Below are 24697 nucleotides of genomic sequence, written 5' to 3' on the forward strand. Positions count from 1 at the left end.
GGATTCGGGCCAGGCTAGTCCATAACATCCGAATGCGTCAATTCGTGGTGCCCACTCAACCTTCCGGTCGGGCCACGTGTTGGGTGGGGTGAGACGAGGGGAGAACGACCTGATGCCCGACGACGAGTTCCGCGCGTTCGTGGAACAGCGGTACGCGCACCTGCTGCGTACGGCGTACCTGCTCTGCGGATCAGCCGACCGAGCCGAGGACCTGCTGCAATCGGCGCTGATCTCGGCGATGCGGCGCTGGCGCCGGATGGACCATCCGGAGGCCTACATCCGCCGCATCATGGTCAACACGCTGATCAACCGGTGGCGGCGGCCGATCCGCGAGGTGGCGTCCGCGTTCCCGCCGGACCGCGCCGTCCACGACGAACCGATCGAGGAGCGTGACGAGCTGTGGCAGGCCCTGCTGTGGTTGCCGGTCCGGATGCGCGCCGTCCTGGTGCTGCGCTACTGGGAGGACCGCTCCGAGGAGGAGACCGCGCAGATCCTCGGCGTCAGCGTCGGCACGGTGAAGAGCCAGGCGTCCCGCGGCCTCGCCCGGCTCCGCGACATCATCGGAGAGCAGCGCAGCCGCCCCCTCGCCCCCGCTCACGGGAGGAACTGACATGATCGACGAACTGCGCGACACGATGGAGCGGCAGTCGGAGCGGGTGATCCCGCGCCCCGACCCCTATGCCCGGCTGCTGCGGCTGCGCCGTCGTCGGCGGCAGCGGAGAGTCGCGGTGCTCGCGGCGGTGGCGGTGCTCGCGGCCGCGGGAGTGATGACGGGCTGGCGCTGGGCCGATCCGCCGGTCCCCGCCTTCACCCAGACCTTCGGCGAGGTGCCGGCGGCGCTGCGGCCGCTGCTGGACTCCCCGACCCGGGGCAGCCTCGCCGACGATGAACCCTTCCTGGAGGGCGCCCGGCGGGAGGGCGCGATCGAGGCGGCGAGCTGGCACTGGTTCGGTGGCGCGACCTACGCGGTCAAGGTGCTCTTCGCCGGGGACCTGGGCAACCGCCGCGTCGCGGTGGTCGCGGCAGGCGGCGCCACGCTGCAGGCACTGGTCTTCCAGGGCGTCGCCGGTGCCGCCGCCGATGACCTGGAGCTGACGGGAACGGGCGAGTTGGGACCGGTGGTGGACACCGGGTTCGCCTCGGACCCCGCGCACCCGGAGTACACCTACCTGCTGCTGGGACCGGCCGGGTCGGTCTACGAGGCGGCGCAGACCCGCTACACCGCCACGGGCGCCGAACGCGTCTGGTCCGATGCCGGTGCCGGGAGGGACTACCTGGGCATCGCCGATCTGGCCGGGCGGCACCGCTACCGGGTCAAGCTGGGTGCGGCGGTCCTGCTGGAGACGGAGGCGGGGATGGCGGGGACCCGGCCCTCGGTGGCGATCGACCCCCAGCCGGTCGGCGGGCGCGGGAGACCGCTGCCGAACGAGGCTCGCGATGCGGCCTCCACACTGGCCCTGCTGACCGGGCTGACCGGCCCGGCCGTCACCTACCGGGTGCTCTGGAGCGACGAGATCGACATGCCCGGGACCAAGAACGGCCGGGCCTTCGTCCTCACCGTCCAGGCCGCGACCGCCGACGGCGGCGGTCCCTTCTTCACCTCGTCCTATGACACCGCCGAGGGCCTCTACCGCGACCACCCGTCGGGTTACGGCATCGCGGGCGGCGTGGAGAGCACCCTGATCGTGATGCGGCTGCCGCGGTACGCCGAGTCCGACGACCGGCTGCAGATCATCGCGCCCCCCCACGCCGTCCGGGCCGAGATCACCCGGGACGGGGGCGGGCCGGTCACGGTCGACCTGGTGAACGGTGTCGGGCAGGTGCGGATGGCGGTCGGATCGCCGATCACCGTGACGACGTTCGACACGGCCGGGGCCGTCGTGGCGGCCAAGGTCTTCACGGAGGTGGACGGCTTCGCCTGCGACAGGTTCGCCCCTGAGGTGTGTGCGGCGCCCACCGCACCGACAGCGACACCGACACCGACACCGACGCCGTCGTCCTGACGGCCGGTGGCGCCCGGGACTGCTCCCGGGCGCCACCGGACCGGCGCCGAAGCGGGGCCGGTGGAAGCCGCCGTCCAGGGCCGGTCCACGCCGCAGGTCAGGGCCGGTCGACGCGCACAGGGGCGAGAGACCGGCGCAGCGAGCCCTGCTGACCCGCCGACGGGTCGAAGAACGTGCCGACCACGTCGATCGCGATGTCGATGAGTCCGGCCTGGTTGAAGACCTTGAACTCCTCCGTGGGGCCGATCTGGACGACAGCGGCGTTCGCCACGGTCTGGCCGGCGGCCGGGTTGAGGTTGGAGACCCCGGGCCGGCCGACTCCGTCCAGGGCCGGCCAGAGCGTCAGGAAGGTCGCGGCCGAGGGCACGATCGCGGTGACGTTGGCGGCCAGCGCCACGGTGTTGTAGATCGCGACGGGTGACGCGCTGAGCGTCCTGGTGAAGCCCGGGCCGAAGGGCCCGGAGCCTATTCCGACCCGGGTGTCGACGATGCGGGTCGGGGTCTGCGGCTGGAACCGCAGGCCGCCGCCGAGCGTGCCGTCGTCGTAGACGCCGACGAGGTCGACGAGCACGTGGACGCCCTTCGCCGAGCCGTTGTAGATGCCGATCATCGCCTTGTCGATGCAGCCGCCGTGGAACAGGCAGATCGAGGTCGGCACGATCGCCATGTTCGCCACCGTCGTGCCGGTGGTGAAGTTCAGGGTCGAGGTGCCCGGGATCGGGCCGTTGGCCCCGCTCCACGCGGTGAGGTAGCCCGCCGCCAGCGGGGAGACCGCCGTGATGGTGACGGCGAAGGCCTTGATGCGGCGGTTGTCCACCCCGAAGCTCAGGGGGACGTAGATCGACTCCTGCCCGCCCAGCCGGTATCCGGGTTCGGACCGGGTGTCCAGGACCCGCTGCGGCACGGTGGGGAAGAACTCCCCGGCACCGGCGCCGTCGCCCGTCGCGGTGAGGTAGTAGCCCATCACATCGGCGATGACCCCGGTCGAGCCGGCGGAGTTGAAGAAGTCGACCTTCCCGTCGGTGCCGATGCCGACGGTGACCGAGTTGGCCCCGGTCCAGCCGGCCGGGAAGTTGAGCGACGACGCGTACGGCCGGATCACCCCGTGGGGGAAGACGGTGACGAACCCGGCCGAGGTCGGGCCGGTCACCGTCACGTTCAGCACCACCGCCGAGACACTGTCGCCCGGCACGCCGCCCCGCCCCAGCACCGGCAGGCCGAGGGTGCCGCCGGGACCGATCGGGGCCTTCGGCGCGCCGATGCCGAACCGCGTGTCGAGGATCCGGGTCGGGGTGATCTGGCGGTAGGTGCCGGTGACCCCGGCCACGCCGGTGAGGGTGAGCTCGATCCAGGTCTCCTCGCCACCGACCTCCGTCAGCAGGAGGTAGGCGCCCTGCGCGCCCGTCGCCGCTGCCCGGGGCAGGATCGTGACGGTGCAGGTCCCGCCGACCGCCAGGGTCGTGCCGGAGCAGGTGTCGGCGCTGATCGAGAACGAGAGCGGCACATCGGAGCCCGGGTCGGTGATGGAGGCCTGGTCCATCTGCGAGGGGAGCGGGCCGTCGGCGGTCATCGTGACCGTGCGCGGCGAACCGGCCTGGCCCAGGGTGCCGGTGCCGAAGTCGATCGAAGTCACGTCGGGCACCACCGCCGCGGCGGCGGGTGCGGGTGCCGATCCCAGCACGGCGAGCAGGACGGCGGTGCTGACGATCGCAGCTCTGAGCTTGGTCACCTGAAGTTCCCCGTCGGTCGAAGGGGCACGCGACCCGGGCGCCGCGGCGTGTCCGAAAACCATAGATGCCCGTGATTGCCGAGGCCATCGGTCGTCCGGGCGACCCGCGGCAGGGTCACCCCCATTTCCGGGTACGCCGTCAGCCGCCCCCTGCTGCGAGGAGGCGGCTGACGGAGAGCTTCGCGGAGCGCGCCGCGGTGCCTGGGCTGAGAGCTTCGCGGAGCGCGCCGTGGTGCCTGGGCTGAGAGCTTCGCGGAGCGCGCCGCGGCGCCTGGACTAGAGCTTCACGGATCGCGCTGCGGTGCCTGGGCTGAGAGCTTCGCGGAGCGCGCCGCGGCGCCTGGACTGAGGAGCGCAGCGACGAGGGAAGGCGCCGCACAGGGGCGCGCGGAGCGAAGCGACCCAGTAATAGTGCGACAGCTCGTTCAGTACCCGTAGCGGTTCTTCAGGTGGCGCCACCAGTCGCGCAGCATCCACCTGTCGAAGTCGGTGATCTGCGTGGCGCTCCCCGCCTTCATGATGAAGCCGCCCACGCCGGTGGGGGTCCAGTCGTAGAAGTCGTCCAGGCCGAACGTGTGGCCCATCTCGTGCAGCAGGATGTGGATGTTGTCGGCGCCGACGTTGCCGACCAGATATTCGGAGCCGATGCGCTGGCCCCAGTCACCGCCCGCGCCGCCGCTCATGCCCGCGGTCAGCCACAGCGACTGGTCGTAGTGCCGGGCCGCGCCGCCGGGGCAGCCGGAGTAGTTGCCGTCCTGGTGGAAGAATCGGCCGCAGGGCTCGGAGCACTGCGGCGCGTTCTCGCGGATGTTGTTGACATAGATGTCGACCGAGTTGTCCGACCACTGCAGGGTCGAGCGGTCCCGGACCGCCCAGCCGACCACGCGGATGGGGACGGTGGCGTAGGGCCAGCCGTTGTGCCCGGCCATCACGTCCATCCACTTCTTGGACTGCCGCGCGAGTGCGGCGTGGATCTGGTCGCGCAGCGCCGCCGTCACCGGCGCGGTGGAGTCCCAGCGGACGCAGTAGTTGAGGAATCCGCCGTTCGCCACCACCTGGTCCCAGCCGTAGTTGCGGAAGCCGTAGAGGTTGCTGTAGGTGCTCTCCACGTGTGACCAGACCTCGCCTAGCGGTGTCACCAGCGAGGCCGGCGGGTTCCAGCCGCTGGTCGGCGGCGGGCTGCTGGAGGTCGACGGGCTCGCGGACGGCGATCGGCTCGGGGTGGGGCTGGCCGGCGGGGGAGTGGTGGGTGTGGTCGTGCCGGTGCAGGTGACCCCGTTGAGGGCGAACGAGGCGGGGGCGGGGTTGCTGCCGGTCCAGGAGCCGTTGAAGCCGAAGGCGACCGTGGCGCCGGTGCCGATGGAGCCGTTGTAGCCGACGTCGACGGCGGTGGCCTGCGATCCGCTCATCGTGGTGGTGGCACCCCAGGCCTGGGTGACCTGCTGCCCGGCGGGGAATGTCCACACCAGACGCCAGGAGGCGACGGGGTCACCCAGGTTGGTGATCGAGACGTTGGCGGTGAAGCCGCCGCCCCACTGGGACGGCACGGTGTAGGCGACCCGGCAGCCGGCGGCGGCGGCCTGGGCGGTCGCGACCGCCGTCCCGCTGGCGGCGACCGCTCCGGCGAGGACGGCGCACAGGGCGAAGGATCGGAACCTGCGGTGTGGATGGGTTTTCATGGCGCTCCTTTGTCGTGGGCGTTGACGACGCGCGAGGGTGACCATATTAGTTGGATATATAAACTAATTCAATCGTCCGCCCCGGTCGCGGGACCGGGGCGGACGCGATCGGTCAGGAGGCGGGCTCGCCCGAGGGCGCGGTCAGGGTGGTGCCGAGCGCGACGGGGGTGCCGAGGTTCGGCGTACCGTCCGCGTTCCAGGTGATCTTCTGGGCGCGGGTGGACCGGTTGATGTCGCAGCCGCCGTTCACGGAGCTGTTGCCGTGGTAGACGATCCAGTCCTCGGTGCCGTCGGGCGACTTGAAGAACCCGTTGTGGCCGGGGCCGTAGACGCTGTTGGCGTTGGAGCGCTGGAAGACCGGGTTCGGCGACTTGGTCCACGACGACGCCAGCAGCGGGTCGCCGGTGCCGTTGTAGGTGATCATGCCGAGCTTGTAGTCCGGCGTGGAGCAGTGGCTGGTGGAGTAGACGATGAAGGTCTTCCCGTTGCGCTGGATGACCTCGCCGCCCTCGGCGACGGCGCCGCCGACCGTCTCCCAGCTCAGGGTGGGCGTCACCAGGGTGCGGCGGGTGCCGCTCGCGGTCCACGGATTGCTCAGCGGCCGGATGAACAGCGGCTGCGACCCGTTGTAGAACGTCCCGAGCAGGTAGAGGTTGCCGTTGAGCTGCAGGATGCCCGGGTCGAGCTCCCAGGTGTTGTCGGCGGTCGGGTCGAGCAGGTCGGCCTTGAAGGTGTAGGGGCCCATCGGGTCGAGCCCGGCGCTCTCCAGCACGTGGATCCGCTGGGTGCCGAGGTCGTAGGGTTCGCGGCCGGCCGTGTAGTAGAAGTACCACCGCTGCCCGTTGGGGCCTGAGAGCAGGTGGAACTCCGGCGCCCACATGGTGCCCGCGCCGTTGGGGTTGGTGAGGTTGAACAGCACCTGGTCGGTGGCGGTGGCGAGGCCGCGCAGGGTGGTCGCCCTGCGCATGGTGATGGTGCGGTTCCACGTCGTGGTGGCGAGGTAGTAGTAGCCGTTGTAATACTGCAGCCACGGGTCGGGCCCGGCCTGCTTGAGCGGGTTGGTGAACGTGTTCGTCGAGCCGCCCGAGGTGATGGTCCAGGTGAAGGTCGCGCTGCCGCTGACACCGGCACTCGTCGCGGTGGCGGTGACGGAGTAGGACGCGACGGTGGTCGGGGTGCCGCTGATGACACCGGTGGCGCTGTTGATGCTCAGCCCGGCGGGCAGGCCGGTCGCCGCCCACGTGTAGGTGGTGCCGCCGGAGGCGGACAGGGTCAGCGACGTGGCGGTGTTGACGGCGGTGGAGCGGCTGCCGGGGTTGGCCACGGTGACGGTGGTGCCGCCGCTGGTGAATCCGGCGAGCCGCCAGATCCGGCTGGTGGCGGTGCTGCACGGCAACTGCACCAGGCCGGTGTTGACGGTGGAGGCTCCGCCCGCCGGGACGACGCACTTACTCGACCCGACGGAGAGGAGGTTGAAGGTCTTGTCGGTGCCGCTGACCGTCACCGGGTTGAGCTTCCACCGCTGGTTGGGGTTGCTGTGGCAGCCCCACTGGATGATCGTGGCGTTGTCGGCGGTCGAGGCGCCGAAGACGTCGACGCACTTCGAGGCGACGGTGGCGATCGTGTAGGTGTCGGTGGTGCCCGACACCGGCGTGAAGGTGAACTGCTGGTAGGCGGCGCCGGTGCAGGCCTGCTGCGTGAGCTGCACGGCGTCGGCCGTGGAGCCGCCGGGTAGCGCCATGCAGTTGCCGCCGTTGGAGTTGACCAGCGTGGTGGTGAAGGTCGCGATCGCGGCGGCGGGCTGCGGGACGAGCAGCATCGCGGCCACGAAGAGCGGCACGCTGAGGAGCGTGAGCTTTCGGGAGCGGTTCATTGCGTACAACCTCCGGGTTGGGGGTGGGTTGTTCGAGCGTCACGATGCATGACGAAAACCTTTTCGGCAAGCGGCAACCGTGACATGTTCGTGATCCAATGGACACTGAGGAGGCTGGCGGCGATCGACTGACCGAAAGGCTTTCGGTCAGTCGAAATATTTCGACAGGCGGAGCGGTGGCGCGGCGGTGCGAAAGGGCGGCGAATCCGCGCGGCGGGCATTGTCGGCGAGGACTAGTAAACTGCTGCTGCTGTCCGGTCCCACCGCCACGAACGGGCCGCGAGAGGAGCCGTCGATGACCGACTCGACCACCGAGGGATATGAAGTCAGCGCCGCCGAGATCGAGGGCATGGTGCGCAACCTGTGCGGCTACGCCCTGGGCGAGCCGGATCCGCTGCTGCGCTACGCGGACCTCACCCACCAGCAGGTCCTCTTCGACGGCATCGTCGCCGCGCTCCAGCGCGCGCGGGGCCGGGCGGTCGCGGACCTCATCGTCGCGGGCACGCCGATAGACACCGTCGCCACCACGACCAACCTCGCCACGGTGGCCCGGGTGAAAAAGCTCGTCAGCCTGGCCGGCGAGACCGAGCGGGTGAAGACCGCTCTGACGCCGCCCAAGGCGGTGCCGGCGAAGGCGCGGAAGAAGGCCGTTGCGCCGCCCGATCCGGTCATCGCCACCATCGCCGTTCCGGTCGATCCCGCCACCGCCAACCGCCCGCCGGCCGCGCCGCCCGCGGTGCGGCCGCCCGCCGCGGTGCCACCCGCTGCGCCGCCCACCGCCATGCCGCCATCGGCTGCGGTGCCGCCGCGGCTCGCCACGGCGACCGACAAGCGCGTGCTGACGGCGGCCGAACTCGAAGCGCTCGGCATCGGCGGCCGGGGATCGATCCCGACGAAGCGGCCACGCGCCTCGACACATTGACTCATATAGATCTTTAGCCCATCGTGGTGGGATGAGATTCGATCTGAAGCGAGTCGCTGTGGCCACCCTCGCCGCAGCAGCGATGACGCTGTCCATCCAGGCGCTCGGTCCGGGCACGGCAACAGCCGCGCCCGCCGTTGCCTCCGTGCGGGTCCTCTACTACGACGCGAGCGGGGCCGGCGAGTTCGTCAACGCCGTGCACCAGGGCGCGGCCAACTGGAACGCCCGCGTCACCAACGTGCGGCTGGAGCGGTGGACCTCCGGCCGCACCCGCAACGTCCGGGTGCTCGTCGACAACGGCTGGCCCCGCGCCTACGTCAACTCGCTGGGCAACGGCACCATCTACATGGGACGGCAGGCGGTGACGGAGGGCCACAACCCGACCCGGATCGCCGCTCACGAGCTGGGCCACATCCTCGGCCTGCCCGACCGCCGGACCGGTGTCTGCGCGGACCTGATGTCGGGTGCGAGCGCGGGCACGTCGTGCACCAGCGCCGTCCCCAACTCCCGGGAGATCGCCGAGGTCAACGCCCTGTTCGCCGGCTCGGTGCTGGTCGCGGCGGGCTGGCGGAGCGAGGCGGGCTGATCCGACCGGCAGGGCCGCTCCCCGCGGAGCGGCCCTGCTTCGACAAGCCGGCTACGCGGGGTACGCCTTGAGCGTGATCGCGTCCGCCTTGCCCGCCTGCTTGGCCATGATCTGCCGCATCGGCCAGTGGTTGACCATGCCCATGGAGATGTTGCGCAGCGAGATCATGAGCTGCGAGTTCGGGGCGTAGCCGCTGATCCCGCCGGGCGGCAGCTCCATGCACTGCTCGACATAGCCGCGCATCTCGTCCTGGTACCGGGCGAACGCGCCCTCGTGGTCGTCCGGGGTCGAGGCGAGCTCACCGGCGAGCACGTAGCCGCCGACGAGGGAGAGGCTCGTGCCGAGGCCGGACAGCGGGGAACCGCAGTAACCCGCGTCTCCGGCGAGGGTGATCCGGCCCCGGGACCACCGGTCGACGCGTACCTGGCTGATGCTGTCGAAGTAGAAGTCGGGCGCCTCCCACACCGCGTCGAGCAGCTGCGGCACCAGCCACCGCGACCGGGCGTGCCGCTCGGCGAGGATCTCCTTCTGGGCCTGGACGTCGTGCCGGTCGTAGGCGAGCTCCGGCGACCGGAAGCTCAGCGACGCCTTCGCCGTGCCGCCGCGCTCGGGCCGCAGGCTCGCGACGAGGCCGCCGGGCGCGTTGTACATCAGGAACCAGTCGTCCAGATTCCCCGGGTCCGGGACCGTGAAGTATCCGGTGTAGGCCCCGAGGTGGGTGACGAACCGCGCCTGTGGCCCGAAGGCGAGCCGCCGGACCCCGGAGTGGACGCCGTCGGCGCCGATCACGAAGTCGAAGGAGCGCACGAGGCCGCTGCCGAAGGTGACCTCGACGCCGTCGGTGCCCTCGGCCAGCTCCGCGATCCGGTCCCCGAACAGGTATTCGGTGCCGTCGCGGGTGGCCTGGTAGAGGATCTCGCTCAGGTCGCCGCGCATGATCTCGATCTCGGCGACGATGCCGCCACCGCCGAAGGCGTCGGCGGGGACGGCTCCGGTGATCCTGCCCGCGCCGTTGACCAGGGCATAGCCGCGCTCGTGGACCCCGGCCGCCCGGATCGCGGGCAGGAGGCCCATCTCCTCGACGACCCGGCGCGCGACACCGCGGATGTCGACCGCGTGGCCGCCGGGACGCAGCGCCGGGCCGACCTCCACGATCGTGGTGGCGAAGCCGTACCGGTGCAGCCAGTGGGCCAGGGCCGGTCCGGTGATGCTCGCTCCGGATATGAGCACACTCTGCTGACGCATCGCGGGATCCCCTATCGTGTGTACGCTGTAAGCCGGTAGTGCGTACACCGTAAGTTTGGTCGCTTCGGAACGGCAATGTGTACTAGTACACCAGCGTCGACCGGCCAAGGGTGGCGCCCTGGTGTACTAGTACATGAGGGGAAGGGAGCGCTGTGGCGAAGCCGCCGTACCAGCAGATCGCCGACGAGATCCGCAACCGCATCGCCACCGGCGACCTGGGCCCCGGCGCTCGCGTACCGTCCGCCCGGCAGATCACCGCCCGGTGGGGGGTCGCGATCGCCACCGCGACCAAGGCGCTCGCGATCCTCCAGCACGAGGGGCTGGTGAAGGTGGTGCCGGGGGTCGGCACGGTGGTCGGCGGCGTGCCGCCCCGGCCCGTGCCGGAGCCGTCCGGCGGCGGGCTGAGCCGGGAGCTGATCGTGGCGACCGCGATCGGTCTCGCCGACGCCGAGGGGATGTCGTCGCTCTCCATGCGCCGCATCGCCACGGAGCTCGATGTCGCGACGATGTCGCTCTACCGCTACATCCGCAGCAAGGACGAGCTCATCCTGCACATGATCGACGCGGCGTTCGGCGAGCACCCGCTGCCGGTGAAGCCGGACGGCTGGCGGGCGCAGCTGGAGACGGCGGCGCGCCTGATGTGGGCGCTGTTCCGCCGGCACCGCTGGCTCGCGCCGGTGATGTCGCTGACCCGGCCGCAGATCTCGCCCAACGCGCTGGCTCACACCGACTGGGTGCTGACGAGCCTGGACGGTCTCGGTCTCAGCCTGGAGGAGGTCGTGCAGACGCATGTCGTCCTCTTCAGCTACGTCCGCGGCCTGGCGACGGCGCTGGAGACCGAGGCCGAGGCGGAGCGGGACACCGGCCTGACCAACGACGAGTGGATGCAGTCGCAGGAGGCGACGATCACCGCCATGGCCAGGGCGGTCCCGCACTCCTCCGTACTGCGGCTGATGATGGAGTCGGAGCTGGACATGGGCCTGGACTCGCTGCTCGAATTCGGCCTGACGCGCCTCCTGGACGGGCTCGCGGTCCTCATCGCCCAGCGGCAGGCGGCCGCCCGCGGACGGGCACCGCGCCGGACGGGCACCGCCGGCCGGGCCTGACCGGCTCGCCGCCGCGTGAGCGCGCTCCGGCGGGCGCGACGTGATGTTCCGGCGATATTCTTGACTGATTCCAGAAAACTGACCAGAATACGGGACGTGGCCACGACCCCGGACTTCCAGCGGATGCTGCGGGGTGCGGCGTTGCGGGTGACCCGTCCCCGCTTGGCGGTGCTCAGCGCGGTCTTCGCCCATCCGCACGCCGACACCGACTCGCTGTTCGGCGTCGTCCGCCAGGACCTCCCCGACGTGTCGCGCCAGGCGGTCTATGACGTGCTCCGAGCGCTGACGGTCGCGGGCCTGGTGCGGAAGATCGAGCCGTCCGGCTCCGTGGCGCGTTATGAGTCACGGGTCGGGGACAACCATCACCATGTGGTCTGCCGATCCTGCGGCCTCATCGCCGACGTCGACTGCGCCGTCGGCGAGGCGCCCTGCCTCACCGCGTCCGACGACAACGGCTTCTCGATCGATGAGGCCGAGGTCGTCTACCGGGGTGTGTGCGCCACCTGCTCCACCGCCTCGATTTCCCATCAACCCAACCACAGAGCAACCGAAGGAAGTCATGTCTGAGAACCACGACATTGTCGTCACCGAGGAGCCGGCGCCCGATGCGAGCGCGGAGAGTGCGGAGAGTGCGGGTCGTTGCCCGGTCGTGCACAGCCCGCAGCCGACCCAGGGCGGCGGCAACCGCCAGTGGTGGCCCAACCAGCTCAACCTGAAGATCCTCGCGAAGAACCCGGCCGTGTCCAACCCGCTGGGCGAGGAGTTCGACTACGCCAAGGCGTTTAGCACCGTCGATCTCCCTGCGGTGAAGCGGGACATCGCCGAGGTGCTGACGACCTCGCAGGACTGGTGGCCGGCCGACTACGGCCACTACGGCCCCTTCATGATCCGGATGGCGTGGCACAGCGCAGGCACCTACCGCATCAGCGACGGCCGTGGCGGTGCCGGCGCCGGTCAGCAGCGTTTCGCGCCCCTCAACAGCTGGCCGGACAACGTCAACCTCGACAAGGCCCGCCGCCTGCTGTGGCCGGTCAAGAAGAAGTACGGTCAGACGATCTCCTGGGCCGACCTGATGGTGCTCGCGGGCAACGTCGCCCTGGAGTCGATGGGCTTCAAGACCTTCGGCTTCGCCGGTGGCCGGCCGGACGTGTGGGAGCCGGAGGAGGACGTCTACTGGGGTCCTGAGGCCATCTGGCTGGGCGACGAGCGCTACACCGGTGATCGCGAGCTGGAGAACCCGCTGGCGGCGGTGCAGATGGGCCTGATCTACGTCAACCCCGAGGGCCCCAACGGCAACCCGGACCCGCTCGCCTCGGCCCGCGACATCCGCGAGACGTTCCGGCGGATGGCGATGAACGACGAGGAGACCGTCGCACTGATCGCGGGCGGACACACCTTCGGCAAGACCCATGGCGCCGGTCCGGCGGATAACGTCGGCCCGAACCCCGAGGGCGCGGACCTCGCCGACCAGGGCTTCGGCTGGAAGAACGCCTACGGCACCGGCAAGGGCAAGGACACGATCACCAGCGGCCTCGAGGGCGCGTGGACCTTCAACCCCGCCGCCTGGGACAACGACTTCTTCAAGATCCTGTTCGGTTTCGAGTGGGAGCTCTCCAAGAGCCCGGCCGGCGCGCACCAGTGGAAGCCGAAGGACGGAGCCGGTGCGGACACCGTGCCGGACGCGCACGACCCGTCGGTGCGGCACGCCCCGACGATGCTCACGACCGACCTCGCGCTGCGCGTGGACCCGGCGTACGAGCAGATCTCGCGGCGCTTCCTGGAGAACCCGGAGGAGTTCGCCGACGCCTTCGCCCGGGCCTGGTTCAAGCTGACCCACCGCGACATGGGCCCGATCGCCCGCTACCTCGGCCCCGAGGTCCCGACCGAGACGCTGATCTGGCAGGACCCGGTCCCGGCGGTGACGCACGAGCTCATCGACGCCGCCGACATCGCCACCCTCAAGGACCAGCTCCTCGCCTCGGGTCTGTCGGTGTCGCAGCTCGTCTCGACCGCGTGGGCGTCGGCGTCGACGTTCCGCGGCAGCGACAAGCGCGGCGGCGCCAACGGTGCGCGCATCCGCCTGGAGCCGCAGAACGGCTGGGAGGTCAACAACCCGGACGAGCTGGCGCTGGTCCTGCGGAAGCTGACGGGCATCCAGGAGGCGTTCAACGCCGCACAGACCGGCGGCAAGCAGGTCTCGCTCGCCGACCTCATCGTGCTCGGCGGCGTCGCCGCCGTGGAGCTGGCGGCGAAGAACGGCGGCCACGCCGTCGAGGTTCCCTTCGCACCGGGGCGCACCGACGCGTCGCAGGAGCAGACCGACGCGGAGTCCTTCGTCCCGCTCGAGCCGACCGCGGACGGGTTCCGCAACTACCTCGGCAAGGGCAACCGGCTCCCGGCCGAGTTCCTCCTGGTCGACCGGGCCAACCTGCTCACCCTGAGCGCGCCCGAGCTGACGGTGCTCGTCGGCGGTCTTCGCGTCCTCGGCGCGAGCTCGCCGCAGTTCAGCTCCTTCACCGCCACCCCGGGCGTGCTGACGAACGACTTCTTCGTCAACCTGCTCGACCTGGGCACGCAGTGGAGCGCGACCTCGGCCGACGAGGAGACCTTCGAGGGCCGCAGCCTCGCCACCGGCGAGGTCGTCCTGACCGGCAGCCGCGCCGACCTCGTCTTCGGGTCCAACTCGGAGCTGCGGGCGGTCGCGGAGGTCTACGCCAGCGACGACGCGAAGGAGAAGTTCGTCAACGACTTCGTCGCCGCGTGGGTCAAGGTCGCCAACCTCGACCGGTTCGACCTGGTCTGATCCATCCGGACGTGCGGGCCGGCCGGACACCGGCCGGCCCGCACGTCCGGTCAGCGCTTCGCGCAGTTGTTGCTCTTGCGCCGGACCGTGTATTCGGTGGCGTCGTCGGTGATGCCGGACGGCTCGCCGTCGAACCAGGTCTCGACCTTGGTCCAGCCCGTACGCTGCTCGTAGTGCAGGTGCGCGGCACCGGAGTTGCCGGTGCTGCCGACCTTCCCGAGCTGGTCGCCCTGCTCGACGTGCTGGCCGACCTCGACCATCGGCGGTTCGAGCATGTGCAGGTACTGGGTCTCCCACGTGCCGCCGTGGTCGATCTTCACCCAGTAGCCGCCGCCCTTGCCCCGCGGACCCTCCGGGTTCTGCGGGTTCCGCCCGCCCAGGGAGCCGTTGATCCCGGCCTGGGTGACCGTGCCGGCCGCGGACGCGAGCACCGGCCGTCCCCACGTCGGCTTCCCGTCGAGGGGGAACATGTCGACGTCGAACTCGCCGTGTCCCGGGTAGGTGCCGAGCTGCCACGTCTCACCGCAGGTGACGGGGAGCTGGAAATTCGGGCGCGGACCGGGCGGCAGGAGCTGCGGCACGACCACGATGCCGGCGGTGATGACGATCGCGGCGGCACCGAGCAGCAAGACGATGAGCAAGGTACGCCGACGGCGGCGCGGGCGGGACCGCTGGGACTGGTAGGTCGTCACCGCCCGAGCATGACAGACCCGCGCGCTGTGCCGGACCCCACCGCATACGCGATATCCGGGCGGTCCGCCGTCGGTTCGGGCGGATTGGCAGAGCCCGGCGGCTCCGGATGGTCTACTCCATCCAGGGCATACACCGTGACGGAAGCGGGGGTCGTGGGATGCGACGGTTCAGTGCGAGCGTAGCGGTACTCCTGCTCGGCGTGGTCGCCACCGGCACCGGGGCGTGCAGCCAGGCGATCGGCAGCTCCGGGAAGCGGGCCGCCGCAGACCCGGCGTACGCCGCGGACCTGCAGACCTCGCTCCGGTCGATCCTGGCGGAGATGAAGGTACCCGGTGCCGTCGTGATGATCAGGTCGCCGGAGAAGGGCGACTGGACCTGGGCCTTCGGGACCCGCTCGATCGGCGGCGCCGACCGGTGACCGTCGGGGACCATTTCCGGATCGGTTCGAACACCAAGACCATGACCGGTACGGTCCTGCTGCAACTCGTGCAGGAGGGCCGGATCGGACTCGACGACCCCGTGTCGAAATACCGCCCCGACGTGCCCGACGGCGACGGCATCACGATCGCCGAGCTGCTGAACATGCGCAGCGGGCTCTACAACTACTCCGAGGACGAGCGGTTCAACGCCAAGCTCGACAGCGATCCGCGGTATGTCTGGAAGCCCGACGAGCTGCTCGCCATCGCGTACGCCCAGCCGCCCTACTTCCCGCCGGGATCGGACTTCCACTACTCCAACACCAACCTCGTCCTGGCCGGCCTCATCATCGAGCAGCTCACGGGTATGCCGCTGGCCGACGCGTTCCAGCAGCGGATCTTCGGCCCGCTCGGCATCCGGGAGACGCTGCTGCCGGGACCGAGCGACGCCGGGATCGCCGCTCCGCATCCGCAGGGCTACATGTTCGGCACCAATGTCAGCACGCTCGCCGACCCGGCCCTGCCCGCCGCCGAGCAGGCCGCCGCGGCGCAGGGCAGCCTGCTGCCGCGCGACGTCACCGACGGCAACCCGTCGTGGGCATGGGCGGCGGGCGGCGCGATCTCCACGGCCGACGACCTGACCCGCTACGCCACCGCGCTGGTCGACGGCGGACTGCTCGACCCGGCGATGCAGCAGACCAGGATGAACAGCATCCAGCCGTTGTCGGCGGCGGGCGGGACGGAGATCGGCTACGGCCTGTCCATCGTGAAGTTCGGGCCGCTCTACGGCCACGACGGCCAGCTGCCGGGCTTCAACTCCTTCATGGCGCACGACCCCGTCCGCAAGGACACGGTCATCGTGCTGACCACCCTCTTCGCGGGCCCCGACGGCAGGCAGCCGGCGAACGTGATGGCGATGGCGATCATGCAGGCCCTCTACGGCCAGCCGGCGAGCGCGTCCCCGTCGCCCACCCGCTGACCCGGGCTTCTTCTTAGCACCAACTCTTCAAGAGTTGGTGCTGAAGAAGAAACCCGAGCCCGGCGACGCACGGTCCGGCACCCCGGTCACGTTTTGCTGCAAACCGTGCCCATTCCGCGCCGCGAGGCCACGCTTTGCTGCAAAACGTGACGCGGGGGACGGCCGCGCCGCCGAATAGGACCAACTCTTGAAGAGTTGCGCCGATCATGGGTGGGGTCAGAGGAAGCGCCAGAGGTGGTCGTTGGTGCCGTTGTCGTCCCAGAGCAGGACCTGGGCGCCCTGCGCGGTGGAGGCGCCGCTGACGCCGAGGACCCGGCCGCCGTTGGCGCACTGGATCCGGAAGTAGCCGTTGGCGGTGTGGCGCAGGCGCCACCGGTGATCGGCGGTGCCGTTGTCGGCCCACTGCACCACCCGCGCGCCGTTGGCGGTCCCGGCGTTCTCCACGCCGAGGACCTTGCCGCTGTGGGAGTTGCGCAGCCGCAGGTAGCCGCCGGTGTCCACGACCGCGGTCCAGAGGTGGTCGGCGGTGCCGGTGTCACCCCACTGCAGCACCAGGCCGCCGTCGGCGGTGGACATGTTCTGTACGCCGAGCACCAGGCCGCTGCCGAGGTTCTGGATCCGCCGGGCGCCGGTGGGGACGAACCGCCACTGGTTGTCCGGCGTACCGTTGTCGGGGTCCTGGACGGCCTGGGCGCCCGTCGCGGTGGAGCCGTTGAGGATGGCGAGCAGCTTGCCGGTGTGCACGTTGCGGATCCGGTGCGAGCCGTCGCCGGAGTCGGTGATCGTCCAGCGGTGGTCGGCGGTGCCGTTGTCGGCCCACTGCAGGACGCGGGCGTTGTCGGCGGTCGACATGTTCTCCACCCCGAGCACCTTGCCGCTGTTGACGTTGCGCAGCCGGACGGCGGTGCCGTCGACGATCAGCTCCCAGTCGTGGTCCGCGGTGCCGCTGTCGGTCCACTGCAGCGCCGGGCCGCCGTCGGCGGTGGACATGTCCTGGATGCCGAGCACGAGCCCGCTCGCCGCGTTGACCAGGCGGAAGCCGGCGTTGCCGGACTGGCCGCCGGTCGACCAGTAGACGGTGTAGTTGAACCCGTGCGCATCGTGGAACGGGCCGAGGGAGACCGGGGAGCCGTTGGCCGTGGCGGTGAAGGCGAGCGCGGAGGTGCTGGTCCGGGTGACCGACGAGGGGACCAGGACCGGCAGCGCCGACAGCGCCGTGCTGCCGTAGTTGCCGGACAGGACGACCGGGCCGTAGGTGACCGCGACGACGTTCGGGTCGTCGTTCGCCGCGCGCAGGCTGACCTGCATCGGTAGGCGTACGGTGACGGCGTCCCCGGCGGTCCACGAGCGGGTCAGTGTCGCGTAGCTGCCCGGGGTGGTGGCGATGGCCTGCGCGACGCCGTTGACGCTGACCGTGGCGCCGGAGGTCCAGGCGGGGATCCGGATCCGCATCGTCCACGACCCGCCGACATTGCCGGTGACGGTGAGCGTGGTGGTGTCGCCGACGGGGTAGGCGGTCGTCTGGGTGACGGTGATGCCGCGCTGGGTCCAGGTCAGCACCGACGGCGTGAACAGGTTCACCGTCAGCGTGGTGCCGCTGTAGAAGTAGATGGAGTCCATCAGCTTCGTGTTCGTCTCCAGACCGGTGCCCTGGCAGCACCAGGCGGAGTTGTAGTCGGTGCTCCAGGTGCCGCCGCCCCAGGCCGGTCCGACGCCGCGGCGGCCACCGGGGTTGAGCGGGGTGAAGTAGGTGACGTGGCCGTGGCTGTCGGCCGGGTTCTGCTGGCCGATGAGGTGGTTGAGCAGCGCTCGCTCGTAGTAGTCGAAGTACCCGGCGTTGCCGGGGTCGAGCAGCCACAGCTCCCGGGTGAGCTTGAGCATGTTGTAGGTGTTGCACGCCTCGGCGGTGTCGCCCGAGAGGTGGGCGGCGATCGCGTTGGGCGCCCGGAAGTGTTCGGCCTGGCTGTTGCCGCCGATGGCGTAGGTGTGCGCGTTGACGGTGATGTTCCACGCGTTGGCCGCGATGTCGCGGTAACGGGTGGTGCCGGTCGCCTTGTACTCGCGGGCGGCGCCGATCCACTTGGGTACCTGGGTGTTGGCGTGCAAGCCGCCCAGCTGGTCGGCGTTGGCGGCGAGCGGGGTGAAGACGACCGCGTGGTCGAAGCGCTGCGCGACGGTGAGCCAGCGCGCGTCGCCGGTCTGCTGGTAGAGGTCGGCGAGGACGGCGTTCATGCCGCCGAACTCGGTCTGCAGCGTCGCCTGCTGCTGGCTGGAGCTGAGCCTGCCGGTCCGCGTGTCGACCCACCCGGCGAGGCTCAGCAGCACGTCGCGGGCCTGGGTGCTGCCGAGGTATCGCCACACGTCCAGCAGCCCGGCCATCGTCTTGTGCACCGCGTAATACGGCACGTTGCCGTTGGCGAGCGTGCCGGATTCGAGGTTGGCGACATCGGACTCGGGGAAGCCGGAGAGGTAGCCGGTGGCGTACCCGGCGGAGGGGTTGTTGTTTTGGCATTTTGCCAGCTCAGCCACCATGTAGGCGGCCTTGTCGCGACAGGTGGTGTCGCCGAGCACGGCGTAGGCCTGCGCCCAGGCGGTGAGGAAGTGCCCCTGCATGTGGGTGCGGAAGGGGAAGTTCGGCGCGTCCCAGCCGCCGGAGGCGGCGGCACCGTTGGTCGAGAGCCGGTGATTGGCCCGGAAGTTGTAGAGCAGCCGATCGACGTCGACGAACCGCAGGTAGGACAGGGTGCGGTTCTGATTGTCCAGCCAGCGGCCGGTGCTGAGCCGGACCTGGCCGAGGTCGAAGGCGTAGGCGGCGGCGCCGATGTCGGGCCGCGCCGGTGGCAGGGCGGCGGCAGCGGCCGGGGTGCCGCCGATCGCGGGCAGCAGGGACGCGGCGGCGGAGGCCCCGGCGGCCTGGAGCAGCCGGCGGCGGGTCACGGATGAGGACATGGGAACTCCTGATCTCGGTGGACCTCCGGCAAGGTCGACGGTCGCTGATGTTAGCGCTAACATTTCGGGGCCGATCGCCGCGACGTGCGGCATCGGGGATGGGGATTGCTCGATGGGGGCGCCGGGGGAACGCCCCCATCGATACGTTGACGAGATTGCCAGAATGTTTCGTCGCCTTCAAGGGGTGGCCGCGAACAACTACACGATCAAGGTCGCCGACGCGTGTACGCCGATCTGCGTCCCGCCGTTGGTGAGCTGGACGAAGCGCGGCGTCACCGTCGCGGCGTCCCGGGTCGCGCCGGTCAGGTAGGTGACGGCGACACCCGCCGGGGCCGCACCGAGCAGCTGCAGACCGAAGGTGTGGTAGCCGAGGATGTCGCGCTGCGTGGACTCGCCGCACAGCCGCAGGTATTCGGCGACCCAGGCCGGGCGGTTCATCGCGATGCCGCGCAACGCCACCGGCAGCGCCTGGCCGATCTCCGAGGTGACCCGCGCGGTCGCTGCCGCCTCCGAGGTGAACGGGCCGAACTTGCCCCGCCCGGCGACGAGGTTCAGCGCGTTGTCGAGCTGGGCCAGCGAGTTCTGGTAGGCGTAGAGGTGATCGTTGCAGTGCTCCACCTCGGCGTCGTGGTTGCGGGTCGCGATCGCACCGGTGAGGTAGAGGTAGACGCGGTCGTTGTTGTAGCCCTCGAACGGCCGCAGGCACTGCTGGACCGTGGCGCCGCCCAGGTTGTACGCCGTCATGTCGATGGCGAGGTTGGTCTCGTAGACCCCGGCCGCCAGGTAGTGCGAGGCGTTGGTGCCCTGCACCGAGGCCTGGTTGACGACGAGGTGGCCGAACCACCGCCGGTTGTCGCCGTCGCCGCTGTGCGTCGTGGTGATCGTCCACTGCGGCGCCTGGGGGCCCGCCGGGTCGATCGTGAGGCCGATCGTCCCCTCCGCTGCGGTGTCCGGGTTGCTGCCGCCCAGCTGCACCAGCGTACGCAGGTTGGTCGCGGTCGAGTCGTTGACGAGTGGCATGGTCGCTCCTTGTGCCGAAGGTATCTGTCGGCATGGAGAGGACGCGGTCGACGGCCCTGATACCGGAGCTGTCCGTCACGTATCCGATGTATCAGGCGCCGCCCGCCACGACCGTCCTGCTCGTTCATGGCCCTGGAGATCTTGAGTGGTTTCCGTCGTTATAACGACGGAAACCACTCAAGATCTCCAGGGCGCACATGCTCGCCCGCGTGGACGACTGCACCACGATCACGCCGCTGCCGCTGCGCGCCATCGGTTGGCTCCACGCACCCGAGCCGTCGGATGAAAACCTGCTCCGCTGGTCGTTCTGCTACCCCAGCGTCGAGCTGCGCACCCACCACCTGCACGTCGTCGAGCACCGCTCCACCGGCTGGCCCACCTGGCTCGCCTTCCGCGACCACCTCCGAGCACATCCGGAACTCGCCGGGGAGTACCAGCGGATCAAGACCGAGCTGGCCGACACCGCCGCCGACCGCCCCGCCTATCGGGCGGGCAAGGCGCCGTTCATCGAGGCCGTCCTCGCGTCGATCACTTCGTCGGCAGCGTGACCCGCAGGATCTGCGTCTCGGTCTTCCCCGCCGCGTCGGTGTTGCTGCTCGTGACCCACAGCGTGCCGGCCGCACCCGGGTCGGCGGTGCGGAGCTGCCCATAGGTGCCGACCAGCATCGCCTGCAGATCGGCGAGCGCACCGTCGCCGTCGACATCGGCCCGGTAGAGCCGCGAGCTGCCCGCGCACGCGACGTAGACGACGTCGCGGACGAAGGCCACGCCGAGACACCCGCCCTGAGCGGCGGTGAAGGTCTGCTGCGGCGCGAGGAGATCCGTCGCCTCGCAACCGTCGCCGGACTTCGACTCGGTGCCGTCGCACGCGGGCCAGCCGTAATTGCCGCCCTTGACGATCAGGTTGGTCTCGTCGGCGGCGCCGTCGCCGTACTCCTGGATCCAGGCCCTGCCCCGCCCGTCGAAGGTGATGCCCTGCGGGTTGCGGTGGCCGATGCTCCAGAGGTAGCTGCCGCCGAACGGATTGCTGGCCGGTGGCGTGCCGTCCGGGTTGAATCGCAGGACCTTGCCGCCGAGGCTGCGCACGTCCTGGGCCACCTGCGGCTTCTGCGCGTCACCGGTGGCGACGTAGAGCTTGCCGTCGGGCCCGAACCGCAACCGTCCTCCATTGTGGAACTTGCCGCGGGGGATCCCCACGACCAGCGACTGCATCGATCCGGCGTCCAGCACGCCGCCGTTGAGCCGCAGCCGGACGACCCGGTTGTCGGTGGTGGTCGTGAGGTAGGCGTAGATCCAGCGGTCCTTGGCGAAGGTCGGCGCGACGGCGATGCCCAGCAGGCCGCCGTCACCGCCGGTCCCGGCCGCGCCGGGAACCTCTCCCAGCGAAACCCCCTGTCCGGTACGCGGGTCCAGCCGCACGATCTCGTGCCCGTCGCGCCGGCTGTAGAGGACCGACCCGTCGGGCAGCTCCACCAGCCCGCCGATGATGTCGGTCTCCTTCGCCACGGGGGCGACCCCGCAGAGCATCGTGCAGAGGGCGCCGGCGGTGACGTCGACCCCGGCGCTGCGCGGCGAGGTGTTGCCCTGGCCGTCGCGGGCGCCGACCTGGTAGCGGTGGCCGCTGGAGGGCGCCACCCCGAAGTCGATGAAGGTAAATTTCTTGGCCTTGCCGACGCCGTCCACGGTGCCGGTCTTCGCGCCGTCGCGGTAGACGTCGTAGGCCGCGATCCCGACGTCGTCGCTCGCGGCGTCCCAGGTCATCGTGACGGTGGTGCCGTCGGCGACCGCCTTGACGCCGCCCGGTGTGCTGGGCGCCTTGGCGTCGGAACCGCACTGCGGCGGCGTCACCGCGACCGCGTCGCTCGCCGGTGAGGTGTTTCCGGCCTCGTCGCGGGCGCTGACGTGGATGCTCCAGGTGGTGGCGGGGACGAGCGTGATCGCGGTCGACCGCTGCTCGCTGTCGACGCTCGTGATCAGCTGGCCGTCGTGGAAGATCTCGTAGCGCGTGACCTCGGTGTCGTCGGTCGACCCCGACCAGGTCAGCGAGGTCGCCCGGCAGGTCACCTCGCCGAGGGTGAGCCCGCCGGGCCGGGTCGGGGGAGAGGTGTCGGGCGGTGTCTCCGGCCACAGCGCCACCGCGAAGACGCCGCTGGTGACGACCACGACGAGGGCGATCCACAGCAGGACAGTCAGGAGTCGGGAACCACCGGAATCCGAAGCGACGGGTGACGGACCGCTGGACGTCATCCCGGAAATCTATCCAGGTAGATGGCGCGAGCGCCAGCCCTCACGACCAGCACTCCACTCCCGCTCGGAGGCGCTCAACCTGCATCCCATCACCCTAGGATGCTCAAGGGGTGGTGACGCCTGCACCACACCCGTACTCCTCTTAGGACCAACTCTTCACGAGTTGCGGCGAGGGTTAGGACCAACTCTTGAAGAGTTGCGGCGATCTTGGGGCGGCGGGGCGGCCGGGCCGCGTGGCCCCTGGGCCGCGGGCGGGGCGGTTTTAGGGCCAACTCTTCAAGAGTCGGCCCTAAAACCGGGCGTGGCCGGGGGCTTCAGGGGGTGCAGGCCCGGTTGAGCAGGCGGGTGTGCAGGTGCCAGCCGGTGCTGCGGGCGTGCTGGATCAGGGCGAGCAGCACTCGGCGTTCCCCGGCGAACCAGTCGAGCGCGTGCCGCTTGTCGGTGAAGGTGGCGATGACCGTGCCGGGCGACGCCACCGGCAGTGAGACGACGTCGCGGTCCGGGTTGATCAGCCGGTCGGCGGCGTGCGCGGTGTGCAGGTAGTGGTCGAGCAGCCGGTGGGTCGCGGCGTCGCGCTGCTGCCGGTCCTCGACGAGGTTCACCTGCTCCGAGGCGAACAACCGCATCAGGTCGTGCAGCCCGTAGCGCTGCGGCCGGAACTCGTCGATGAGGTGCGACCGGGCCAGCTCGGCGAGGAGCGTGGCGGCGCGGCGCGGGGGCCGGCCGGCGAGGCTCGCCGCGGCGGCGAGCGAGATCTCCGGGCCCGGGTGCAGGCCCAGCAGCCGGAACAGGCGGGCAGCGGCGATGCTGACACCGCTGAACGACCAGGAGAAGGCGCCGCTGATGTCGATGCCGGGGTCGCCCGCGCCGAAGGCGTCGAGGGACAGCGAGGCGCGCATCTCCGCCGCGACGGCGGCGAGCGAGAGCTTGGGCCGGGCGGCTGCCCGGGCCGCCGCGATCACCAGGGCCAGCGGCAGGTTGCCGCAGCGGGCGATGATCTCGGCGGCGGCGTCGGGTTCGCGGGCCACCCGGTCGACACCGAGCCGGGCCGCGAACAGTTCGCTCGTCTCGGCCGTGGAGAGCAGGCCGAGGGTGAGGGTGCTGACGCCCTCGGTGGCGTGCAGCGCGGTGAGCTGCTGGCGGCTGGTGATGATGACCAGGCAGTCCGCCGTCCCCGGCAGCAGCGGCCGGACCTGGTCGGCGTCGCGCGCGTTGTCCAGCAGCATCAGCATGCGCTTGCCCGCGAGGCTGCTGCGCAGCAGGGCGGACTGCGACTCCATGTCGTCCGGAATCCGCTGCGGCGCCACGTTGAGCGCCTCCAGGAAGGCCTGCGCGGCGGCGGACGGCTCCACCGGTACCCCGCCGGGATCGGATCCGCGCAGGTTGACATAGAGCTGGCCGTCCGGGTACCGGTCGGCGATGCGGTGTCCGAACTGGATGGCGAGGCAGGTCTTGCCGATCCCGGCCGCGCCGTCGATCGCCGAGATCACGGTCCGGCCCTGCTCCGACTCGTGCGACAGCCGGGCCAGCCACCGCAGCTCCGCGTCCCGGCCGACGAACGGCCACGCCGCCGTGGGCAGCTGCCGGGGCACGATGAATTCCTCCGGCGGCGACTCCGGTTCTGTCCGCTCCACCGGATCCAGCTCCCCGCGCAGGATCGCGCCGTGCAGGTCCCGCAGCTCGACGCAGGGTTCGATGCCCAGCTCCTCGTCGAGCAGTCCCCGCACCGACTGGTAGGCGGCGAGCGCCTCGGCCTGTCGGCCGCAGCGGTACAGGGCCAGCATCCACAGCCGCCACAGTCCCTCGCGCAGCGGGTGCTCCCGGGTCAGCGCCTGCAGTTCGGCCACGAGCTCGGAGTGCCGTCCGCAGGCGAGGTCGGCCTCGATGCGCGCCTCCATCGCCGCGATGCGCAGCTCGTTGAGGTGGTCGGCGGCGGCCCGGACCGCCTCGGTCGGGGGTGCGTCGGCGAACGCCGTCCCGCGCCACAGCCCGAGTGCGGAGGTGAGCAGCCGCGCCGCCTGCTCCGGGTCATCGGCCCGCAGCGCCTGCATGCCCTCGGCCGCCTGCGACACGAAGAGGGCGGCGTCCACGTCCTCGTCGTCGACGGCGAGGCGGTAGCCGGGCGAGTGGGTGACCAGGATCCGGCCGTCGGCGTCGCCGAGCAGTCGGCGCAGCCTGCTGACATAGCCGTAGACCTGGTTGGCGACCGTGCGCGGCGGCGAGTCGCCCCACATCTCCGCCGCCAGCTGGTCCAGCGAGACCACGCGCCCGGGGTCGACCAGCAGGGCCGCCAGCAGTGAGCGCCATTTGGCGGCGGGTACGGCGTGCCACTGCGTGCCGTCGAACGCCTCCAGCGTGCCCAGAACCCGGAATCGCATGGCTACACATTGCCCACACATCGACAACATTCGCTAGTTCTATCGTCGGAAATAGTCCCGTACCAGCTA

General features: G+C 70.7%; 19 protein-coding genes. 10 read left to right on the forward strand and 9 right to left on the reverse strand.

The annotated features are described in order from the left end of the window. The first annotated feature begins 88 nt into the window (after nucleotides 1–88). Both F4553_RS34585 and F4553_RS34590 read left to right on the forward strand, forming a co-directional pair. Nucleotides 89–610: a SigE family RNA polymerase sigma factor gene (locus F4553_RS34585; RefSeq protein WP_312875502.1), complete on the forward strand. Its 522-nt coding sequence runs from the start codon at nucleotides 89–91 to the stop codon at nucleotides 608–610. Nucleotide 611: 1 nt separating this feature from the next. Next, nucleotides 612–2003, forward strand: a complete 1392-nt coding sequence (locus F4553_RS34590) for a hypothetical protein (protein WP_184844968.1) — start codon at nucleotides 612–614, stop codon at nucleotides 2001–2003. 97 nt (nucleotides 2004–2100) lie between these two features. Here the strand turns inward: F4553_RS34590 and F4553_RS34595 are convergent, their stop codons facing one another. The 3 genes from F4553_RS34595 to F4553_RS34605 all read right to left on the reverse strand — a co-directional run bounded on the left by F4553_RS34595 (nucleotide 2101) and on the right by F4553_RS34605 (nucleotide 7284). Further along, complete coding sequence (locus F4553_RS34595; RefSeq protein ID WP_184844971.1) at nucleotides 2101–3732, reverse strand: hypothetical protein; 1632 nt, start codon at nucleotides 3730–3732, stop codon at nucleotides 2101–2103. A 425-nt stretch (nucleotides 3733–4157) separates the two neighbouring features. Beyond that, entirely contained in the window at nucleotides 4158–5411 is a 1254-nt protein-coding gene (locus F4553_RS34600) for a cellulose-binding domain-containing protein (RefSeq protein WP_184844974.1), read from the reverse strand. A gap of 112 nt (nucleotides 5412–5523) precedes the next feature. After that, the gene (locus F4553_RS34605) at nucleotides 5524–7284 is read right to left on the reverse strand and encodes a family 43 glycosylhydrolase (RefSeq protein WP_221470598.1); all 1761 of its coding nucleotides are present in this window, start codon (nucleotides 7282–7284) and stop codon (nucleotides 5524–5526) included. Between the two features lie 295 nt (nucleotides 7285–7579). Between F4553_RS34605 and F4553_RS34610 the strand changes: the two genes are divergently transcribed. Together F4553_RS34610 and F4553_RS34615 are read left to right on the forward strand one after the other, a co-directional pair. Then, nucleotides 7580–8206: a hypothetical protein gene (locus F4553_RS34610; RefSeq protein ID WP_184844977.1), complete on the forward strand. Its 627-nt coding sequence runs from the start codon at nucleotides 7580–7582 to the stop codon at nucleotides 8204–8206. Between the two features lie 31 nt (nucleotides 8207–8237). Further along, the gene (locus F4553_RS34615; RefSeq protein WP_184844980.1) at nucleotides 8238–8792 is read left to right on the forward strand and encodes a snapalysin family zinc-dependent metalloprotease; all 555 of its coding nucleotides are present in this window, start codon (nucleotides 8238–8240) and stop codon (nucleotides 8790–8792) included. 51 nt (nucleotides 8793–8843) lie between these two features. Here the strand turns inward: F4553_RS34615 and F4553_RS34620 are convergent, their stop codons facing one another. Further along, complete coding sequence (locus F4553_RS34620) at nucleotides 8844–10037, reverse strand: FAD-dependent monooxygenase (protein WP_184844983.1); 1194 nt, start codon at nucleotides 10035–10037, stop codon at nucleotides 8844–8846. A gap of 152 nt (nucleotides 10038–10189) precedes the next feature. Between F4553_RS34620 and F4553_RS34625 the strand changes: the two genes are divergently transcribed. From F4553_RS34625 to katG, 3 genes are all read left to right on the forward strand, one after another. Further along, entirely contained in the window at nucleotides 10190–11143 is a 954-nt protein-coding gene (locus F4553_RS34625) for a TetR/AcrR family transcriptional regulator C-terminal domain-containing protein (protein ID WP_184844986.1), read from the forward strand. Nucleotides 11144–11266: 123 nt separating this feature from the next. Then, complete coding sequence (locus tag F4553_RS34630; protein ID WP_221470867.1) at nucleotides 11267–11710, forward strand: Fur family transcriptional regulator; 444 nt, start codon at nucleotides 11267–11269, stop codon at nucleotides 11708–11710. Continuing rightward, complete coding sequence (gene katG / locus F4553_RS34635; RefSeq protein WP_184844992.1) at nucleotides 11703–13946, forward strand: catalase/peroxidase HPI; 2244 nt, start codon at nucleotides 11703–11705, stop codon at nucleotides 13944–13946. Before F4553_RS34630 ends, katG begins: the two co-directional genes overlap by 8 nt. A 50-nt stretch (nucleotides 13947–13996) precedes the next feature. Here the strand turns inward: katG and F4553_RS34640 are convergent, their stop codons facing one another. Then, the gene (locus tag F4553_RS34640; RefSeq protein WP_184844994.1) at nucleotides 13997–14638 is read right to left on the reverse strand and encodes a M23 family metallopeptidase; all 642 of its coding nucleotides are present in this window, start codon (nucleotides 14636–14638) and stop codon (nucleotides 13997–13999) included. Between the two features lie 158 nt (nucleotides 14639–14796). Here F4553_RS34640 and F4553_RS40350 point away from each other — a divergent pair, with 158 nt between their 5' ends. Both F4553_RS40350 and F4553_RS34645 read left to right on the forward strand, forming a co-directional pair. Then, nucleotides 14797–15057 carry a hypothetical protein gene (locus F4553_RS40350; protein WP_221470599.1) on the forward strand — a complete coding sequence of 87 codons (261 nt, stop codon included), beginning with the start codon at nucleotides 14797–14799 and terminating at the stop codon, nucleotides 15055–15057. Then, complete coding sequence (locus F4553_RS34645) at nucleotides 15054–16034, forward strand: serine hydrolase domain-containing protein (protein ID WP_221470600.1); 981 nt, start codon at nucleotides 15054–15056, stop codon at nucleotides 16032–16034. The genes F4553_RS40350 and F4553_RS34645 overlap by 4 nt, the downstream gene beginning before the upstream one ends. Before the next feature lie 216 nt (nucleotides 16035–16250). Here the strand turns inward: F4553_RS34645 and F4553_RS34650 are convergent, their stop codons facing one another. Continuing rightward, nucleotides 16251–18983, reverse strand: coding sequence for a beta-L-arabinofuranosidase domain-containing protein (locus tag F4553_RS34650; protein ID WP_184844997.1), 2733 nt, complete (start codon nucleotides 18981–18983; stop codon nucleotides 16251–16253). A 198-nt stretch (nucleotides 18984–19181) separates the two neighbouring features. Further along, nucleotides 19182–20003 (reverse strand): hypothetical protein, encoded by an 822-nt coding sequence (locus F4553_RS34655; RefSeq protein WP_184845000.1) that lies wholly within the window; start codon nucleotides 20001–20003, stop codon nucleotides 19182–19184. A 209-nt stretch (nucleotides 20004–20212) separates the two neighbouring features. Here F4553_RS34655 and F4553_RS34660 point away from each other — a divergent pair, with 209 nt between their 5' ends. Beyond that, nucleotides 20213–20551, forward strand: a complete 339-nt coding sequence (locus F4553_RS34660) for a GrpB family protein (protein WP_312875503.1) — start codon at nucleotides 20213–20215, stop codon at nucleotides 20549–20551. Here F4553_RS34660 and F4553_RS34665 read toward each other — a convergent pair. Then, the gene (locus F4553_RS34665; protein WP_184845006.1) at nucleotides 20532–22250 is read right to left on the reverse strand and encodes a PQQ-dependent sugar dehydrogenase; all 1719 of its coding nucleotides are present in this window, start codon (nucleotides 22248–22250) and stop codon (nucleotides 20532–20534) included. The genes F4553_RS34660 and F4553_RS34665 overlap by 20 nt on opposite strands. 314 nt (nucleotides 22251–22564) lie before the next feature. Continuing rightward, nucleotides 22565–24628 carry an AfsR/SARP family transcriptional regulator gene (locus F4553_RS34670; protein ID WP_184845008.1) on the reverse strand — a complete coding sequence of 688 codons (2064 nt, stop codon included), beginning with the start codon at nucleotides 24626–24628 and terminating at the stop codon, nucleotides 22565–22567. Nucleotides 24629–24697 lie beyond the last annotated feature (69 nt).

Source organism: Allocatelliglobosispora scoriae (assembly GCF_014204945.1).
In the GTDB taxonomy this organism is placed as follows: Bacteria; Actinomycetota; Actinomycetes; order Mycobacteriales; family Micromonosporaceae; genus Allocatelliglobosispora; species Allocatelliglobosispora scoriae.

Coding starts and splice junctions, on each gene's coding strand:
- F4553_RS34590 (WP_184844968.1), top strand. CDS start 612: ATGATCGACGAACTGCGCGACACGATGGAGCGGCAGTCGGAGCGGGTG.
- F4553_RS34600 (WP_184844974.1), bottom strand. CDS start 5,411: ATGAAAACCCATCCACACCGCAGGTTCCGATCCTTCGCCCTGTGCGCC.
- katG (WP_184844992.1), top strand. CDS start 11,703: ATGTCTGAGAACCACGACATTGTCGTCACCGAGGAGCCGGCGCCCGAT.
- F4553_RS34650 (WP_184844997.1), bottom strand. CDS start 18,983: ATGTCCTCATCCGTGACCCGCCGCCGGCTGCTCCAGGCCGCCGGGGCC.
- F4553_RS34665 (WP_184845006.1), bottom strand. CDS start 22,250: ATGACGTCCAGCGGTCCGTCACCCGTCGCTTCGGATTCCGGTGGTTCC.
- F4553_RS34615 (WP_184844980.1), top strand. CDS start 8,238: ATGAGATTCGATCTGAAGCGAGTCGCTGTGGCCACCCTCGCCGCAGCA.
- F4553_RS40350 (WP_221470599.1), top strand. CDS start 14,797: ATGCGACGGTTCAGTGCGAGCGTAGCGGTACTCCTGCTCGGCGTGGTC.
- F4553_RS34670 (WP_184845008.1), bottom strand. CDS start 24,628: ATGCGATTCCGGGTTCTGGGCACGCTGGAGGCGTTCGACGGCACGCAG.
- F4553_RS34655 (WP_184845000.1), bottom strand. CDS start 20,003: ATGCCACTCGTCAACGACTCGACCGCGACCAACCTGCGTACGCTGGTG.
- F4553_RS34605 (WP_221470598.1), bottom strand. CDS start 7,284: ATGAACCGCTCCCGAAAGCTCACGCTCCTCAGCGTGCCGCTCTTCGTG.
- F4553_RS34620 (WP_184844983.1), bottom strand. CDS start 10,037: ATGCGTCAGCAGAGTGTGCTCATATCCGGAGCGAGCATCACCGGACCG.
- F4553_RS34610 (WP_184844977.1), top strand. CDS start 7,580: ATGACCGACTCGACCACCGAGGGATATGAAGTCAGCGCCGCCGAGATC.
- F4553_RS34630 (WP_221470867.1), top strand. CDS start 11,267: ATGCTGCGGGGTGCGGCGTTGCGGGTGACCCGTCCCCGCTTGGCGGTG.